The sequence below is a fragment of the Rhodanobacter sp. GW835-FHT13D09 genome, assembly GCF_058793995.1.
The window spans coordinates 66,722-81,911 of the sequence record NZ_JBXAGL010000014.1; the positions used below are offsets into that span (position 1 = coordinate 66,722).

The 15,190-nt window shown below is 68.0% G+C and carries 15 protein-coding genes; all 15 read left to right on the top strand.

The window, feature by feature from the left end; all coding sequences use genetic code 11:
• The first annotated feature begins 292 nt into the window (after positions 1-292).
• The 15 genes from rpsB to AC1Q5A_RS15910 all read left to right on the top strand — a co-directional run bounded on the left by rpsB (position 293) and on the right by AC1Q5A_RS15910 (position 15,129).
• Entirely contained in the window at positions 293-1,171 is an 879-nt protein-coding gene (gene rpsB, locus AC1Q5A_RS15840) for a 30S ribosomal protein S2 (protein WP_492702304.1), read from the top strand.
• A gap of 93 nt (positions 1,172-1,264) precedes the next feature.
• Positions 1,265-2,146 carry a translation elongation factor Ts gene (gene tsf / locus AC1Q5A_RS15845; protein ID WP_492702306.1) on the top strand — a complete coding sequence of 294 codons (882 nt, stop codon included), beginning with the start codon at positions 1,265-1,267 and terminating at the stop codon, positions 2,144-2,146.
• Between the two features lie 163 nt (positions 2,147-2,309).
• Entirely contained in the window at positions 2,310-3,032 is a 723-nt protein-coding gene (pyrH, locus tag AC1Q5A_RS15850) for a UMP kinase (RefSeq protein WP_492702308.1), read from the top strand.
• 72 nt (positions 3,033-3,104) lie between these two features.
• The gene (gene frr / locus AC1Q5A_RS15855; protein WP_492702310.1) at positions 3,105-3,662 is read left to right on the top strand and encodes a ribosome recycling factor; all 558 of its coding nucleotides are present in this window, start codon (positions 3,105-3,107) and stop codon (positions 3,660-3,662) included.
• Positions 3,663-3,687: 25 nt separating this feature from the next.
• Complete coding sequence (gene uppS, locus AC1Q5A_RS15860) at positions 3,688-4,428, top strand: polyprenyl diphosphate synthase (RefSeq protein WP_492702312.1); 741 nt, start codon at positions 3,688-3,690, stop codon at positions 4,426-4,428.
• Positions 4,429-4,436: 8 nt separating this feature from the next.
• On the top strand, positions 4,437-5,255 hold the full coding sequence (locus tag AC1Q5A_RS15865; protein ID WP_492702314.1) for a phosphatidate cytidylyltransferase: 819 nt from the start codon (positions 4,437-4,439) through the stop codon (positions 5,253-5,255).
• Between the two features lie 2 nt (positions 5,256-5,257).
• Positions 5,258-6,433: a 1-deoxy-D-xylulose-5-phosphate reductoisomerase gene (locus AC1Q5A_RS15870; RefSeq protein WP_492702316.1), complete on the top strand. Its 1,176-nt coding sequence runs from the start codon at positions 5,258-5,260 to the stop codon at positions 6,431-6,433.
• A 36-nt stretch (positions 6,434-6,469) separates the two neighbouring features.
• Positions 6,470-7,816, top strand: coding sequence for an RIP metalloprotease RseP (gene rseP, locus AC1Q5A_RS15875; protein WP_492702318.1), 1,347 nt, complete (start codon positions 6,470-6,472; stop codon positions 7,814-7,816).
• Between the two features lie 198 nt (positions 7,817-8,014).
• Positions 8,015-10,432 (top strand): outer membrane protein assembly factor BamA, encoded by a 2,418-nt coding sequence (gene bamA / locus AC1Q5A_RS15880; protein ID WP_492702320.1) that lies wholly within the window; start codon positions 8,015-8,017, stop codon positions 10,430-10,432.
• A gap of 121 nt (positions 10,433-10,553) precedes the next feature.
• The gene (gene lpxD / locus AC1Q5A_RS15885; protein ID WP_492702322.1) at positions 10,554-11,582 is read left to right on the top strand and encodes a UDP-3-O-(3-hydroxymyristoyl)glucosamine N-acyltransferase; all 1,029 of its coding nucleotides are present in this window, start codon (positions 10,554-10,556) and stop codon (positions 11,580-11,582) included.
• Positions 11,575-12,048 carry a 3-hydroxyacyl-ACP dehydratase FabZ gene (fabZ, locus tag AC1Q5A_RS15890; RefSeq protein ID WP_114341244.1) on the top strand — a complete coding sequence of 158 codons (474 nt, stop codon included), beginning with the start codon at positions 11,575-11,577 and terminating at the stop codon, positions 12,046-12,048. The genes lpxD and fabZ overlap by 8 nt, the downstream gene beginning before the upstream one ends.
• Complete coding sequence (gene lpxA / locus AC1Q5A_RS15895; RefSeq protein ID WP_492702324.1) at positions 12,045-12,818, top strand: acyl-ACP--UDP-N-acetylglucosamine O-acyltransferase; 774 nt, start codon at positions 12,045-12,047, stop codon at positions 12,816-12,818. The genes fabZ and lpxA overlap by 4 nt, the downstream gene beginning before the upstream one ends.
• Positions 12,819-12,869: 51 nt before the next feature.
• Complete coding sequence (gene lpxB / locus AC1Q5A_RS15900) at positions 12,870-14,084, top strand: lipid-A-disaccharide synthase (protein ID WP_492702326.1); 1,215 nt, start codon at positions 12,870-12,872, stop codon at positions 14,082-14,084.
• A complete protein-coding gene (rnhB, locus tag AC1Q5A_RS15905) occupies positions 14,062-14,721 on the top strand; it encodes a ribonuclease HII (protein ID WP_492702328.1) in 660 nt (219 codons plus the stop codon). Before lpxB ends, rnhB begins: the two co-directional genes overlap by 23 nt.
• A gap of 204 nt (positions 14,722-14,925) precedes the next feature.
• Entirely contained in the window at positions 14,926-15,129 is a 204-nt protein-coding gene (locus tag AC1Q5A_RS15910) for a hypothetical protein (RefSeq protein ID WP_492702330.1), read from the top strand.
• Positions 15,130-15,190 lie beyond the last annotated feature (61 nt).

The window sequence follows — 15,190 nt, forward strand, 5'->3', positions numbered from 1 at the left end:
AAAAGTTGCCGTTATCCAGCAACTTGCCGCACCGCCGGCGTACCGGCTACAATCTTGGAGTTTTGCAGACCTGACACGCCCGTCTTGACGGCCGGCCAGCGCAAAGCGAACCGGGATTGTAACCCTGCGCGGTACAACACCCAAACCAACGCCACACACGCATCGGCACCGCCTTCGGGGTGCCGCGCCTCGCCCACCGACAACATCGGGCCAGTCGCGGTCGAAGCCGGGGATGCGTGGAGGTCCCAACCCCCGAGCCCGCCAGCGGGCTCAACAATTCGGAGTTACACCCATGGCCCAAGTCACCATGCGCCAGATGCTCGAAGCCGGCGTCCATTTCGGTCACCAGACCCGTTACTGGAACCCGAAGATGGCCCCGTACATCTTCGGCGCCCGCGGCAAGATCCACATCATCAACCTCGAAAAGACCCTGCCGCTGTTCACCGACGCGATGAACTTCCTGTCGGGCCTGGCGCAGAAGCGCGGCACCATCCTGTTCGTCGGCACCAAGCGCTCGGCGCGCGAGCCGCTGGCCGAAGAGGCCGCCCGCGCCGGCATGCCGTTCGTCACCTCGCGCTGGCTCGGCGGCATGCTGACCAACTTCCGCACCGTGAAGCAGTCGGTGTCGCGCCTGAAGGAACTGGAAGCGGCCGAGACCGATGGCAGCTTCGACAAGCTGGTCAAGCACGAAGTGCTGGCCCGCCGCCGCGAGCGCGACAAGCTGCAGGCCTCGCTGGGTGGCATCAAGGACATGAACCGCCTGCCCGACGCGCTGTTCGTGATCGACATCGGCCACGAAGACATCGCCGTGCAGGAAGCCAAGAAGCTCGGCATCCCGGTGATCGCGGTGGTCGACACCAACTACAACCCGGAGCTGGTCGACTACGCCATCCCGGGCAATGACGACGCGATCCGCGCGATCCAGCTGTACGCCCGTGCCGCCGCCGACTCGATCCTCGAAGGCAAGGCCGCCGCGCCGGCCGCCGCCCAGGGCGACGCGAACGACTTCGTCGAGCTGGACGAGGAAGGCAACCCGGTCGCCAAGGTCGATCGCAGGCCGGCCCCGCGACGCGATGCCGCTCCGCGCAAGGGCGCCCCGCGCCGCGATGGCGGTCGTGACGGCGGTCGCGACGGCGGTCGCGGCTCGCGCGATGGCGCCCCCGCCAAGTAAGCGCGCGACGACGGCCCCGCCGTCGGACCACCAGCGACAACGCGCCGGGGCAGCAAGTCGCCCTGGCGTCACCAACGCATCAGAGGATTGACGATGAGCAATATCTCCGCACAACTGGTCAAGGAGCTGCGCGAGCGGTCCGGCGCCGGCATGATGGAATGCAAGAAGGCCCTGGTCGAGAACAACGGCGACATCGAAGTCGCGATGGAATGGCTGCGCAAGTCCGGCCTGGCCAAGGCCGACAAGAAGGCCAGCCGCGTCGCCGCCGAAGGCCGCATCGTGGCCGCCCAGGCCCCGGGCAAGGCCGTGCTGGTCGAGATCAACTGCGAAACCGACTTCGTCGCCAAGGACGCCAGCTTCCTGAAGTTCAGCGACACCGTCGCCGACGTCGCGCTGAATTCCGGCGCCGCCGACATCGACGCGCTGAAGGCGGCCGCCTACCCCGGCGCCGCCAACGTGGAAGAAGCCGCCAAGGCGCTGATCGCCACCATCGGCGAGAAGATCGACGTGCGCCGCCTGGCGCGCGTCGCGACCGACGGCATCATCGGCAGCTACATCCACGGCGGCCGCATCGGCGTGCTGGTGGCACTCAAGGGCGGCTCCGAGGAGCTGGCCAGGGGCATCGCGATGCACGTCGCCGCGATGAACCCGGCCTACGTCCGCGCCGAGGACGTGCCGGCCGACTTCCTCGCCAAGGAGAAGGAAATCGCGCTGGCCGCCATGTCGGACAAGGAGAAGAACAAGCCCGCCGACATCCTGGAGAAGATCGTCTCCGGCAAGGTCCACAAGATCGTCTCCGAGGTCACCCTGCTCGGCCAGCCCTACGTGCTGGACACCAATGTGACCGTGGCCGAGGCGCTGAAGAAGGAAGGCGCCGACGTCATCTCGGTGGCCCGCCTGGCCGTCGGCGAAGGCATCGAGAAGGTGGAAGAGGATTTCGCCGCCGAAGTGATGAAGCAGGCCGGCTTGAGATAAAAAAATCAGCGTTTCAAGCAAAGGGCCGCGGGAAACCGCGGCCCTTTTCGTTTTCGCGACCGGAGCCCTGCCGCACGCACTCGTTCCTCACTCCTCTCCACTCACTCCTCGTTCCCGCTCTCAGCTACAATGCGACAGTTTGCCCACACAATCCGGAGACCCCATGAGCGACCAGCCCAAGTACCACCGCATCCTGCTCAAGCTCTCCGGTGAAGCGCTGATGGGCGACGCCGATTACGGCATCGACCCGAAGGTGCTCGGCCGGCTCGCCGACGAGATCATCGAGGTACGCAAGGCCGACGTGCAGGTGGGCGTGGTGATCGGCGGCGGCAACATCTTCCGCGGTGCCGGCCTCGCCGCTGCCGGCATGGACCGCGTCACCGGCGACCACATGGGCATGCTGGCCACGGTGATGAACGCACTGGCGATGGCCGATGCGATCGAGAAGCGCGGCGGCTACGCGCGCGTGATGAGCGCGATCCAGATCCACGACGTGGCCGAGGACTACATCCGCCGCCGCGCGATCCGCCACATCGAGAAGGGCCGCATCGTGCTGTTCGCCGCCGGCACCGGCAACCCGTTCTTCACCACCGATTCGGCCGCCGCCCTGCGCGCGGTGGAAATCGGCGCCGACCTGCTGCTGAAGGCGACCAAGGTCGACGGCGTGTACACCGCCGACCCCGCCCGCCACGCCGACGCCACCCGCTACGAGCAGCTCACCTACGGCGACGTGATCCAGCGCAACCTGCAGGTGATGGACACTGCCGCCATCGCGCTGTGCCGCGACCATGGCATGCCGCTGCGCATCTACGACATGACCGTGCCGGGCAGCCTGATGCGGATCATGCGCGGCGAGCCGATCGGCACCCTGGTCGACGGCGGCTGACCGCGCCGCAGCAAGCTCCGCCGGCCGCCACTGCTATAATCGAACGTTGACAGATTTACCGGGAAGCGCCACATGCTCAACGACATCAAGAACGATGCCCAGACCCGCATGGGCAAGAGCATCGAATCTCTCAAGCACGACCTCACCCGCATCCGCACCGGTCGCGCCAGCACCGCGCTGGTGGACGGCATCAAGGTGCCCTACTACGGCTCGGACATGCCGCTGACCCAGGTCGCCTCGGTCACGCTGTCCGACGCGCGCACGATCATCATCACGCCATGGGAAAAAACCATGGTGGCACCGATCGAGAAGGCACTGATGGCCTCCGACCTGGGCATCACGCCGACCACCGCCGGCACCGTGATCCGCCTCAACATGCCCGCGCTCACTGAGGAACGCCGCAAGGAGCTGGCCAAGCACGTCGGCCACGAGGGCGAGAACGCCAAGATCGCGATCCGCAACGTGCGCCGCGACGCCCTGCAGCAGGTGAAGGATCTGCTCAAGGAAAAACTCATCACCGAGGATGAGGACCGCCGCACCGACGACGAGATCCAGAAGCTCACCGATCGCGCGGTGAAGGATGTCGACGCCGTGGTCAAGGCGAAGGAAGAGGAGCTGATGGCGCTTTGATCACGCCACCGCCCGTTCCCATTTCATGACCAAGGCCAAGGCACCCACGGTCCCACGCCACGTCGCCATCGTGATGGACGGCAACGGTCGCTGGGCCAGGGCCCGCCATCGCCCCCGCAGTTTTGGCCACAACGCCGGTCGCAAGGCCGTGCGCGAAGTGATCGAGGCGTGCCTGCGCGAGGGTGTCCAGGCGCTGACCCTGTTCGCCTTCTCCAGCGAAAACTGGCAGCGCCCGCAGGACGAGGTCGGCGCCCTGATGGGCCTGTTCGTGCGCGCACTGGACAAGGAAGTGGACGAGCTGCATCGCCACGGCGTGCGGCTGCGCTTCATCGGCGACCTGGACGCGTTCGACGATGCCCTGCGCGAACGCATGCGTGCCGCGATGGCCCGCACCGCCGGCAACGACAAACTGCAGGTGAACATCGCAGTGAGCTACGGCGGGCGCTGGGACATCGTGCAGGCCAGCCGCCAGGCCGCCGGCGCGGTGGCGCGCGGCGAGCTGCGCGTGGAGCAGATCGACGAGGCCCGGCTGGGCCAGTGGATGAGCCTGGCCGAGCTGCCGCCGCTGGACCTGTTCATCCGCACCGGCGGCGAATGCCGCATCAGCAACTTCCTGCTGTGGCAGGTCGCCTACGCCGAGCTTTACTTTACCGATACCCTGTGGCCCGATTTCGACCAGGCTTGCCTGCGCCGGGCCATCGAAGACTATGCCCGACGGGAGCGCCGCTACGGCCGCACCGGCGAGCAGGTCGCCATCCCTTCCTGAGGATTCCCATGCTGCTTCAGCGCACCCTCACCGCCCTGGTGCTCGCGCCGCTGGTGATCCTGATCATCCTGCTGTCGTCGAACGCCGTGTTCGCGGTGATCGTCTCGCTGGCCTTCCTGGCGGCCTGGTGGGAATGGGCCCAATTGAGCGGCCTGCGCAGCCAGGCGTGGTGCATCGGCCTGCTGCTTGCGGCGGCATGCCTGTTCGCGTGGCTGTGGAGCGCCCGCGCGACCGCGCTGGCCCCGCTGCTGCTCGGCGCCGGCGTGGCCTGGTGGCTGCTGGCCTGCCTGTGGCTGCGCCATTTCGCGTTCGGCGCGGCGCCCACCCGCGAGAACCTCGCGCTGAAACTGCTGGCCGGTGCCCTCGTGATCCTGCCTGCCTGGATGGCACTGGTCTGCATCCACGCCCGCGCGCCGCACGGCCACTGGTGGACCTTGCTGGCGCTGGTGATCGTATGGGCCTCCGACATCGGCGCCTATTTCAGCGGCCGCACGTTCGGCCGGCGCAAGCTGGCCCCGCAGATCAGCCCGGGCAAGACCTGGGCCGGCGCGTACGGTGCGATGGTGGCCGGCGTGCTGGTGGCGACGGCGGGCGCCTGGCTGCTCGACGTGCGCGGCGGCCGGCTGGTGGCGCTGGCGCTGCTGGCAATGCTCACGGTCGCCGTGTCGATCGTCGGCGACCTGATCGAGAGCCTGATGAAGCGGCACGCCCAGGTGAAGGATTCGGGCAGCATTTTCCCCGGCCATGGCGGCCTGCTGGACCGACTGGACAGCGTGTTCGCCGCGCTGCCGGTATTCGCCGCCGGCCTGCTCCTGCTGGACCTCTGACCATGCGCAACGTCGCCGTTCTCGGCGCCACCGGTTCGATCGGCGGCAACACGCTCGATGTCATCGCGCGCCATCCGCAGCGTTTCCGCGCCACCGTGCTGACCGCGCATCGCCAGGTCGAGGCGCTCGCCGCGCTGTGCGCGCAGCATCGGCCGGAGCTGGCGGTGATCGCCGATCCGGCGCTGGAAGCCGAGCTGGCGCGCCGCCTGGCCACCGCCGGCGTGCGCTGCGAGGTGGCCAGCGGGCCGGCCGCGCTGACCGCCGCCGCGGCCGGCGACTCGTGCGATACCGTGGTGGCCGCGATCGTCGGCGCCGCCGGTCTGGAGTCGACGCTGGCGGCGGCACGCGCCGGCAAACGCCTGCTGCTGGCCAACAAGGAATCCATCGTGATGGCCGGCCCGCTGCTGCTGCAGGCGGTCGCCGCCGGCGGCGGCGCGCTGATCCCGGTCGATTCCGAACACAACGCGATCTTCCAGTGCCTGCCCGGTGGACGCCCCGAGCTGAGCCGCAGCGGCGTGCGCCGGCTGGTGCTGACCGCCTCCGGCGGCCCGTTCCGCGGGCGGACGCGGGCGCAACTGGCCGACATCACGCCGGACCAGGCCTGCAAGCATCCGAACTGGGTGATGGGCCGCAAGATCTCGGTCGACTCGGCCACCCTGATGAACAAGGGCCTGGAGGTGATCGAGGCGCACCACCTGTTCGGCGCGCCGGCCGCGGCGATCGAGGTGGTGGTGCACCCGCAGAGCCTGGTGCACTCGATGGTCGAATACGTCGACGGCTCGGTACTGGCCCAGCTCGGCAACCCGGACATGCGCACCGCGATCGCCCACGCGCTGGCGTGGCCGGAGCGGGTCGAATCCGGTGTGCCGTCGCTGGACCTGGCCGCCTGCGCCCCGCTGCAGTTCGAGCAACCGGATCTCGATACCTTCCGCTGCCTGGCGCTGGCGTTCCAGGCGTTGCGCGCCGGCGGCGACGCCCCCGCCGTGCTGAACGCCGCCAACGAAGTGGCGGTGGAAGCCTTCCTGGCCGGCGCGCTGCCGTTCCTGGCGATCGCCGACCTGGTCGAGGCCGTGCTTGCGGAACTGCCGGCGCAGGCCGTGGTCGATGTGGGAACCCTGTGTGAACGCGACCGCACGGCCCGGGAAGCGGCCCGCCGCGTTCTGCGCAATGCTTGCTGATATTCTTGTCCCGATGACTTTTCGCCACGGTATTTGATGACTTCCTTCTTCGGCTCGGTGTTCTGGTTGCTGGTCACGCTGGGCGTGCTGGTCACCTTCCATGAGTTCGGCCACTACTGGGTCGCGCGCCGCTGTGGGGTCAAGGTGCTGCGCTTCTCGGTCGGTTTCGGCAACGCGATCTGGAAACGCATCGGCCGCGACGGCACCGAGTACCAGATCGCCGCAATCCCGCTGGGCGGCTACGTGAAGATGCTCGACGCGCGCGAGGGCGAGGTCGATCCCGCCTTGCGCGACCAGGAGTTCACCGGCAAGCCGGTGTGGAAGCGCATCGCCATCGTGGCCGCCGGACCGGGCTTCAACCTGATCTTCACGGTCGTCGCGTTCTGGCTGATGTTCATGCTGGGGCGGCCGGATGTCGCCCCGGTGGTGACCGCGGCGCCGCAGAGCCTTGCCGCCAGCGCCGGGGTCCAGCCGGGTGACCGCATCCTCAGCGTCGATGGCCGCAGCGTCGGCACCTGGACCGACGCGATGGACGTGGTGGCCAATGCCCTGCTCGGACGCGCGCCGCTGCCGCTGACCGTGCGCGGCCAGGACGGACGCACGCGCGAACTGGTGCTGCCGCTGGATGAATTGCCGCCGGGCCAGGACGTGGGCCAGTACCTGGGCAAGCTCGGCCTGAAGCTGGCGCCGCCGCCGGCAATCGCCGCCACCGTGATGCCCGGCCAGCCGGCCGCGCTGGCCGGCATGCGGGGCGGCGACCGCATCGCCAGCGTCAACGGCCAGGCGGTGGCTGACTTTGCCGCGTTCGGCAAGCTGGTGCAGGCCGAGGCCGTCAAGTCGCCGGTGCTGGCGATTGCGATCGAACGCGGCGGCCGGTCGCTGCAACTGAACGTCACCGCCAGGTGGGAGTCGCTGGAAGGCCTGCCGCCGAAGTGGGTGATGGGTGTCGGTGCACCGGCGATCGAGCCGGCCACCGTGAGTTACGGCCCGGTCAGGGCCATGGCTGCCTCGCTCGGCGCCACCTGGCACAACACCACGCAGACCTTCGGCATGCTCGGCAAGATGCTGACCGGCGAGGCCTCGACCCGGAACCTGTCCGGCGTGATCGGCATCGCCGAGGTGGCGAACGCCTCGGCCAGCATGGGCCTGCCGTGGTTCCTGCAGTTCCTGGCACTGGTGTCGCTGAGCCTGGCGATCCTCAACCTGCTGCCAATCCCGGTCCTGGATGGCGGGCACCTGCTGTATTATCTTGTCGAATTGATCAAGGGCAGCCCGGTCAGCGAACAGACGATGGTGGTGGGCCAGTACATCGGCCTCGCCCTGCTGTTCACCCTGATGGGACTGGCGTTCTACAACGATATCCACCGCATGCTGCTGTCGTGATGCCGACGGCCGGCGACCGCCGCATGTCGACGACGAGCCTGCCTGCGCCGATCGCGGCACGGTGCGGCGGGATGTCACCGGATGCACTCTCCCGGCGGGGTGCGGATTCTCTTTCGAGGCAGGGCCTGTCCCTGCCTCATGCGTTGATCGGGGCGGCCGCGCTGGCCGCTCCATCGAAATAACCCAACGGAACCGACGATGAAGCGTATCGCCGCGCTGATCCTGCTTGCCTCCCTCTCCGCCAATGCGTTCGCGTTCGACCCGTTCGTGGTGTCGGACATCCGCATCGACGGCCTCAGCCGCATCTCCGCCGGTACCGTCTTCAACTACCTGCCGATCAACAAGGGCGACCAGCTGACCAACGAAGGGGCGCAGCGCGCGATCCGCGCGTTGTACCGCACCAAGTTCTTCAGCGACGTGGAATTCGACCGGCAAGGCAGCATCCTGGTGATCAAGGTGGTCGAGCGGCCGTCGATCGCCAAGCTGACCCTGCGCGGCAACAAGGACATCAAGACCGACGACCTGAAGAAGGGCCTGAAGGAGATCGGCCTGTCCGAGGGCGAGACCTTCGACCGGCTGGCGCTCGACAACGTGCAGCAGGAACTGATCCGGCAGTACTACAACCGCGGCAAGTACAACGTGTCGGTCGACCCGCACGTGACCAGGCTGGACCGCAACCGGGTGGCCGTCGAGATCGAGGTCCGCGAGGGCAAGGCGGCCAAGATCAAGGAACTGAACATCCTCGGCAACCATGCGTTCACCGACAAGCAGATCCGCGAAGGCTTCGAATCGAACACCTCCAACTGGATGTCGTGGTACTCGAAGGACGACCAGTACTCGCGCGAGAAGCTCTCCGGCGACCTGGAAAAACTGCAGTCCTACTACATGGACCGCGGCTACGCCGACTTCGGCGTCGACTCCACCCAGGTGGCGATCGCGCCGGACAAGCGCGCGATGTACATCGACGCCAGCATCAAGGAAGGCGAGATCTACAAGGTCGCCGACGTCAAGCTGCTCGGCGACCTGATCCTGCCGGAGGCGACCATGCGCCAGCTGGTCTTCGTCAAGACCGGCGACACCTTCAACCGCGGGGCGATCGAGGCCAGCTCCAAGGCGATCAAGGGCCTGCTCGCCAACATCGGCTACGCCTATGCCAAAGTCACGCCGATCCCGAAGCTGGACAAGGAAAAGCGCACCGTCGACCTGACCATGTACGTCGAGCCGGGCCAGCGCGTGTATGTACGGCGGGTGGTGTTCCAGGGCAACACGCGCACCGAGGACAACGTGCTCCGCCGCGAGATGCGCCAGCTCGAGGGTTCCTGGTATTCGCAGGCGGCGATCGACCGCTCCAAGGTCCGCCTGCAGCGGCTCGGCTACTTCAAGAAGGTGGACATCGACAAGAAGCTGGTGCCTGGCACCCAGGACCAGGTGGACGTCAGCGTCAAGGTCGAGGAGCAGTCCGCCGGCAGCATGCAGTTCGGCATCGGCTACTCGCAGTACTCCGGCATCATCCTCAACGCCTCGGTGTCGCAGAACAACCTGTTCGGCACCGGCGACAGCTTCTCGATCAGCGGCGAGCGCAGCACCTACTACAGCCGCATCGCCCTCAGCTACTACAACCCGTACCTGACCGACAGCGGCATCGGCATCGGCTACAGCGCCTCGTACTCGAAGACCGACTACGGCAATACCGACTTCGCGAACTACGCCACCAGCGCCAAGAGCTTCTCCACCTACCTCGGCATCCCGATCAGCGAGACGGACGGCCTGCGCGTGGGCCTGGGCATCAGCAGCAACACGGTCAACCTGTTCTCCGGCTACAGCCCGCAGGTGCTGCTCGACTACCAGAACGAGATCGGCAACAAGACCATCCACACCTGGACCGGCACGCTGGGCTGGAACCACGATACCCGCAACGGTTACTGGGCACCGACCCGCGGCGGCCTGATCTCGGCCTCGACCGACGTGGCGCTGCCCGGCTCGACCGTGCAGTACTGGAAGCTCTCCACCGAAATCAACCATTACTGGCCGATCGGCAAGGGCTTCGTACTGTACCTCGACGGCCAGGTCGGCTACGGCAAGACCTATGGCAGCAACGGCATCAGCGACCAGGCCTTCGACGCACTGAAGACCGCCAGCCTGGCGCAGAACCCCAACCATGTCATCACCGACATGCGCCAGGACCTGCCGTTCTGGCAGAACTTCTACGCCGGCGGCGTGCGCGACGTGCGCGGCTACCAGGACCAGACGCTGGGCCCGCGGGTCTGCATCGACGGCAGCAAGCCCAATGCCGGCGGCCTGTGCAACGGCGGTTACTACGCGCAACCGATCGGCGGCGCCTTCAAGGTGCTCGGCACCGCGCAGGTGTTCCTGCCGCTGCCGTTCCTGAAGGACGTCAACACCGCCCGCGTGTCCTGGTTCATGGACGTCGGCAACGTCTACAAGGATTACAACAGCTTCAACGCCTCGGACCTGCGGGCATCCACCGGCCTGTCGCTGCAGTGGCAGGCGCCGATCGGCCCGCTGATCATCAGCTTCGCCGTACCGCTGCGCACGCAGGCCGCGGATCGTCACTACGAGGAACGGATCCAGTTCACCTTCGGCAGCCAGTTCTGACCCGACCGGAGGCCGGGGGAACACGGGGAAGCGCGGCCATGCCGCGCTTTCTTTTGCCGGAGCGGCGCACTGCAGGCCGGGACGCCACCCCCTACAATGGCCGGCAGGTTCCGGAGCACGCATGAGCGCAATCAACTACACGGTGGCCGAACTCGCCGAACGGTTCGGGCTCGGCTTCAACGGCGACGGCACGCGCATCATCGACGGCGTCGGCACGCTGGCGGGCGCCCGTCCCAGCCAGTTGAGCTTCCTCTCCAACAGCAGGTACTCCGGCCAGTTGGCGACGACCCGCGCCGGCGTGGTGGTGCTGCGCGGGGAGAGCCTCGCCGACTGCACGACCGCCGCGCTGGTCGCCGATGATCCCTACGTCGCCTACGCGAAGATCGCCACGCTGTTCGAACGGCTGCCGGCCGCACCCGCGGGCATCCATCCCGGCGCCGTGGTGGCTGCCGGCGCACGGATCAGCGCCAGCGCCAGCATCGGTCCGGGCTGCGTGATCGCCGCTGGCGCGGAGGTCGGCGACGGCGCCGTGCTCGGCCCGCACTGCATCCTCGGCGAGGACTGCGTGGTGGGCGCGCAATCGCGACTGGTGGCCCGCGTCACCCTGGTCACCCGGGTCACGCTGGGGCGGCGCGTGCTGGTGCACCCCGGTGCCGTGATCGGTTCGGACGGTTTCGGCCTGGCGTTCGAGCGCGACCATTGGGTGAAGATCCCGCAGCTCGGCGGCGTGCGCATCGGCGACGACTGCGAGATCGGCGCCAACACCACGATCGACCGCGGCGCGCTGGAGGACACCGTGCTGGAGGAGGACGTGCGGCTGGACAACCAGATCCAGATCGCCCACAACGTGCACGTCGGCGCGCACACTGCGATGGCCGGCTGCGCCGCGGTGGCCGGCAGCGCGAAGATCGGCCGCTACTGCATGATCGGCGGCAACGCCGGCGTGCTCGGCCATCTCGAACTGGCCGACCGGGTTACCATTACCGCCAAGAGCCTGGTGACGCACTCGATCCGCGAAGGCGGCGAATATTCATCCGGCGTGCCGCTGCAGGACAACCGCCAGTGGCGGAAGAACGCGGCGCGCTTCAAACATCTGGACGAGTACGCGCGCCGGTTGTCGGCGCTGGAGAAGGACAATAACGATGAGTGAGAACCGAGGCGCGCTGCCCATGCCGATCAACGTGGAGCAGATCCAGGAGCTGCTGCCGCACCGCTATCCGTTCCTGCTGGTGGATCGCGTGGTCGAGATCGTGCCCGACGTCAGCGTGGTCGCCATCAAGAACGCCACCATCAACGAGCCGTTCTTCCAGGGCCACTTCCCCGGCCATCCGGTGATGCCCGGTGTGCTGATCGTCGAGGCGATGGCGCAGGCCGCGGGCTTGCTGACCCAGCTCAGCCGCCGTGCCAAGGGCGACGACGGCAGCCCCCTGTTCTACCTGGTCAAGGTCGACAATGCGCGCTTCAGCGCGCCGGTGGTGCCGGGCGACCAGTTGCGCCTGGAAGTGACCCAGAAGCGCCTGGTGCGCGGCATGGGCCTGTTCATCGCCCGCACCCTGGTGGACGGCAAGGAAGTGGCCAGCTGCGAATTGATGTGCGCCGCGAGGTCCGACAAATGATCCACCCCACTGCGCTGATCGACCCTTCCGCCGTCCTCGGCAGCAACGTCAGCGTCGGCGCCTACAGCGTAATCGGCGCCGAGGTGGAGATCGGCAACGGCACGGTGGTCGGTCCGCACGTGGTGATCGAGGGTCCCACCCGGATCGGCCGCGACAACCGCATCGCCCAGTTCGCCTCGCTGGGCGGCGCACCGCAGGACAAGAAGTGGCAGGGCGAGCGCACCGAGCTGGTGATCGGCGACCGCAACCTGATCCGCGAATTCACCACCCTCAACCGCGGCACCGGCGACGGCGGCGGCGTCACCCGCCTCGGCAACGACAACTGGGTGCTCGCCTACGTGCACGTGGCGCACGACTGCCAGATCGGCAACAACGTGGTGTTCTCCAACTATTCCGCGCTGGCCGGGCACGTCAGCATCGGCGACTGGACGATCCTGTCCGGCTACTCCGGCGTGCACCAGTTCTGCAAGGTCGGCGCCCATGCGTTCATCGGGATGGGCTGCCTGGTCGGTCACGACGTGCCGCCGTTCGTGATGATGGCGAACGAACAGCAGGGCCGCCCGCGCGGCATCAACAGCGAAGGCCTGAAGCGCCGCGGCTTCGACGCGACGCGCATTGCCGCGATCAAGCGCGCCTACCGCACGCTGTACATGGCCGGCCTGTCGTTGCCCGAGGCACGCGAGAAGCTGGTCGAACAGGCACGCGAGAGCGATGACGTGCGGGCGATGCTGGAATTCCTCGATCACAGCGAGCGCGCGCTCGCCCGATAAGCGTCTCGCTTATCGGGCGATCAGGCACGCGCTCTGGCTTATGCTTCCGGCATGACTGACCACCCGCAGCTCGAATCCCCGCTGATCGCCATCCTCGCCGGCGAGGATTCCGGCGACCAGCTCGGCGCCGACCTGATCGTCGCCCTGCGCCAGCGCTACCCGCAGGCGCGTTTCGTCGGCATCGGCGGCGCCCGCATGCAGCGCGAGGGCTTCGACTCCTGGTACGACATCCGCGAGCTGTCGCTGTTCGGATTCAGCGAGGTGATCCGCCACCTGCCCCGCCTGCTGCGGCTGCGCAAGGCTCTGGTCGCGCGGCTGCTCAAGGAACGGCCGGTCGTGGTGGTCGGCATCGACGCGCCCGACTTCAACCTCGGCGTGGAACAGCGCCTGAAGCAGGCCGGCATGCTCACCGTGCATTACGTCAGTCCGTCGGTCTGGGCCTGGCGCGAGAAGCGCGCGGAGAAGATCGGCCGCAGCGCCAGCCGCGTGCTGTGCCTGTTCCCGATGGAGCCGCCGATCTACGCGAAGCACGGCGTCGACGCCCGCTTCGTCGGTCACCCGCTGGCCGACCGTTTCGCGCTGGTCTCCGACCGCGTCGGCGCGCGCGAGATCCTGCAGCTGCCACAGCAGGCGCCGGTGCTGGCGGTGCTGCCCGGCAGCCGGCTGTCCGAAGTCGAACGGCTGGGCCGGGCCTTCATCGACGCGGCGAAGCGGGTGGCCGTCGCGGTGCCGGGGTTGCGCGTGGTGATCCCGGCCGCCAACCCGCAGGTGCGTGCCCGGCTTGGCAAGCTGCTCGCCGGCGGCCCGCACGACGAGGACACACCGCTGCTGCTGGACGGCCACGCGCACGAGGCGATGCTGGCCGCCGACGTGGTGCTGCTGGCTTCCGGCACCGCCACACTGGAGGCGATGCTGGCCAAGCGCCCGATGGTGGTGGGCTACCGCGTCGCGCCGCTGAGCTATCGCATCGCGCGCGCGCTGAAAATGCTGAAGACCGACGTCTACGCATTGCCGAACATCCTGGCCCGCGCCTGCGGCCTCGGCGACGGCCTGCTGGTGCCCGAACTGATGCAGGACGACTGCACCGCGGAGAACCTGGCCGCCGCCACCCTGGCGCTGTTCAAGGACAGCGAACGGCGCGGCGCGATCGTCGCCGCGTTCGAGCAGTTGCACCAGGCCTTGCGCGGCGGCCTCGAAGGCCACGCAGGGGACCGTGCGGCAGCGACGATCGCCGAACTGATCGATGAAAGACATGCCGCTGGATAAGCTGCCCGCGAGTAGCCGCCGTCCTGCTCTCCGGGGAGCAGTGGCGAACGCAGAAAGCATGCTCACGGCCGGCGTCGACGAGGCCGGCCGCGGCCCGCTGGCCGGCCCGCTGGCGGTGGCCGCGGTGATCCTCGACCCGAACCGCCCGATTCCCGGGCTGGACGACTCGAAAAAGCTCAGCGAGGCGAAACGCGAGGCGCTGTATCCGCTGATCGTCGAACGCGCGCTGGCGTACTGCGTGGTACTGATCGAGCCGGACGAGATCGACCTCCTGAACATCTTCCAGGCCACCATGGCCGGCATGAGCCGGGCCGTAGCCGGCCTTGTGCCGATCGCCCACCGGGTGCTGGTCGACGGCAACCAGCTGCCGAAGGACCTGCCCTGCCCCGGTCGCGCGATCGTCGGCGGCGACGCGCTGGAGCCGGCGATCAGCGCCGCCTCGATCCTGGCCAAGGTCAGCCGCGACCGCGTGATGGTGACTCTCGATGACGAGCACCCGGGTTACGGTTTCGCCGCGCACAAGGGCTACCCGACTCCGGCGCACCTGGCCGCATTGCAGCGGCTCGGGCCGTGCCGCCAGCATCGCCGCAGCTTCGCGCCGGTACGCCTGCTGCTGGACCAGGCAAAGCTGTTCTGATCGGCGCGCAGGCCACTGATCACGCACCCGGTGAGACTGAACGGCATAGGCCATCCGTCTATGCAACTTTTCCCCGGTCGGGAGCATCATTGGCATCAGGGAACGCAACCCGCACGGACGCACCCGCAGCAGCGGCGATGTCCAGCCAGCACTGACCCGCCGATCCGCTGCCACACGCGCCACGCAGATCGCAGGAGTCGTGCCATGATGCCTCCGTCCCATCGCCCATCCGTTCCACCGATGCAGGCTGGCCGGCCCGTGCCCGCGCCGGCCAATCCCGCACTCGACGGCGTCGACGAAGCCTTGCCGCCGCATGCCGACTACAACCTCCACCCGCTGGCGGTGAGCAGCCTCGAACACTACGTGCTGCCCGTCGAGGAGAAAGGCGAACGCTTCCACATCCGCTGAGAGGTCCAACATCAAGACCTAAGGAGCAGTTGCCCGATGCCGGGCGCGGATCGGGCACGCA

Bases quoted from the DNA above. Each gene is read 5' to 3' on its own strand.
- rpsB (WP_492702304.1), top strand. From the start codon at position 293: ATGGCCCAAGTCACCATGCGCCAGATGCTCGAAGCCGGCGTCCATTTC.
- tsf (WP_492702306.1), top strand. From the start codon at position 1,265: ATGAGCAATATCTCCGCACAACTGGTCAAGGAGCTGCGCGAGCGGTCC.
- pyrH (WP_492702308.1), top strand. From the start codon at position 2,310: ATGAGCGACCAGCCCAAGTACCACCGCATCCTGCTCAAGCTCTCCGGT.
- frr (WP_492702310.1), top strand. From the start codon at position 3,105: ATGCTCAACGACATCAAGAACGATGCCCAGACCCGCATGGGCAAGAGC.
- uppS (WP_492702312.1), top strand. From the start codon at position 3,688: ATGACCAAGGCCAAGGCACCCACGGTCCCACGCCACGTCGCCATCGTG.
- AC1Q5A_RS15865 (WP_492702314.1), top strand. From the start codon at position 4,437: ATGCTGCTTCAGCGCACCCTCACCGCCCTGGTGCTCGCGCCGCTGGTG.
- AC1Q5A_RS15870 (WP_492702316.1), top strand. From the start codon at position 5,258: ATGCGCAACGTCGCCGTTCTCGGCGCCACCGGTTCGATCGGCGGCAAC.
- rseP (WP_492702318.1), top strand. From the start codon at position 6,470: ATGACTTCCTTCTTCGGCTCGGTGTTCTGGTTGCTGGTCACGCTGGGC.
- bamA (WP_492702320.1), top strand. From the start codon at position 8,015: ATGAAGCGTATCGCCGCGCTGATCCTGCTTGCCTCCCTCTCCGCCAAT.
- lpxD (WP_492702322.1), top strand. From the start codon at position 10,554: ATGAGCGCAATCAACTACACGGTGGCCGAACTCGCCGAACGGTTCGGG.
- fabZ (WP_114341244.1), top strand. From the start codon at position 11,575: ATGAGTGAGAACCGAGGCGCGCTGCCCATGCCGATCAACGTGGAGCAG.
- lpxA (WP_492702324.1), top strand. From the start codon at position 12,045: ATGATCCACCCCACTGCGCTGATCGACCCTTCCGCCGTCCTCGGCAGC.
- lpxB (WP_492702326.1), top strand. From the start codon at position 12,870: ATGACTGACCACCCGCAGCTCGAATCCCCGCTGATCGCCATCCTCGCC.
- rnhB (WP_492702328.1), top strand. From the start codon at position 14,062: ATGAAAGACATGCCGCTGGATAAGCTGCCCGCGAGTAGCCGCCGTCCT.
- AC1Q5A_RS15910 (WP_492702330.1), top strand. From the start codon at position 14,926: ATGATGCCTCCGTCCCATCGCCCATCCGTTCCACCGATGCAGGCTGGC.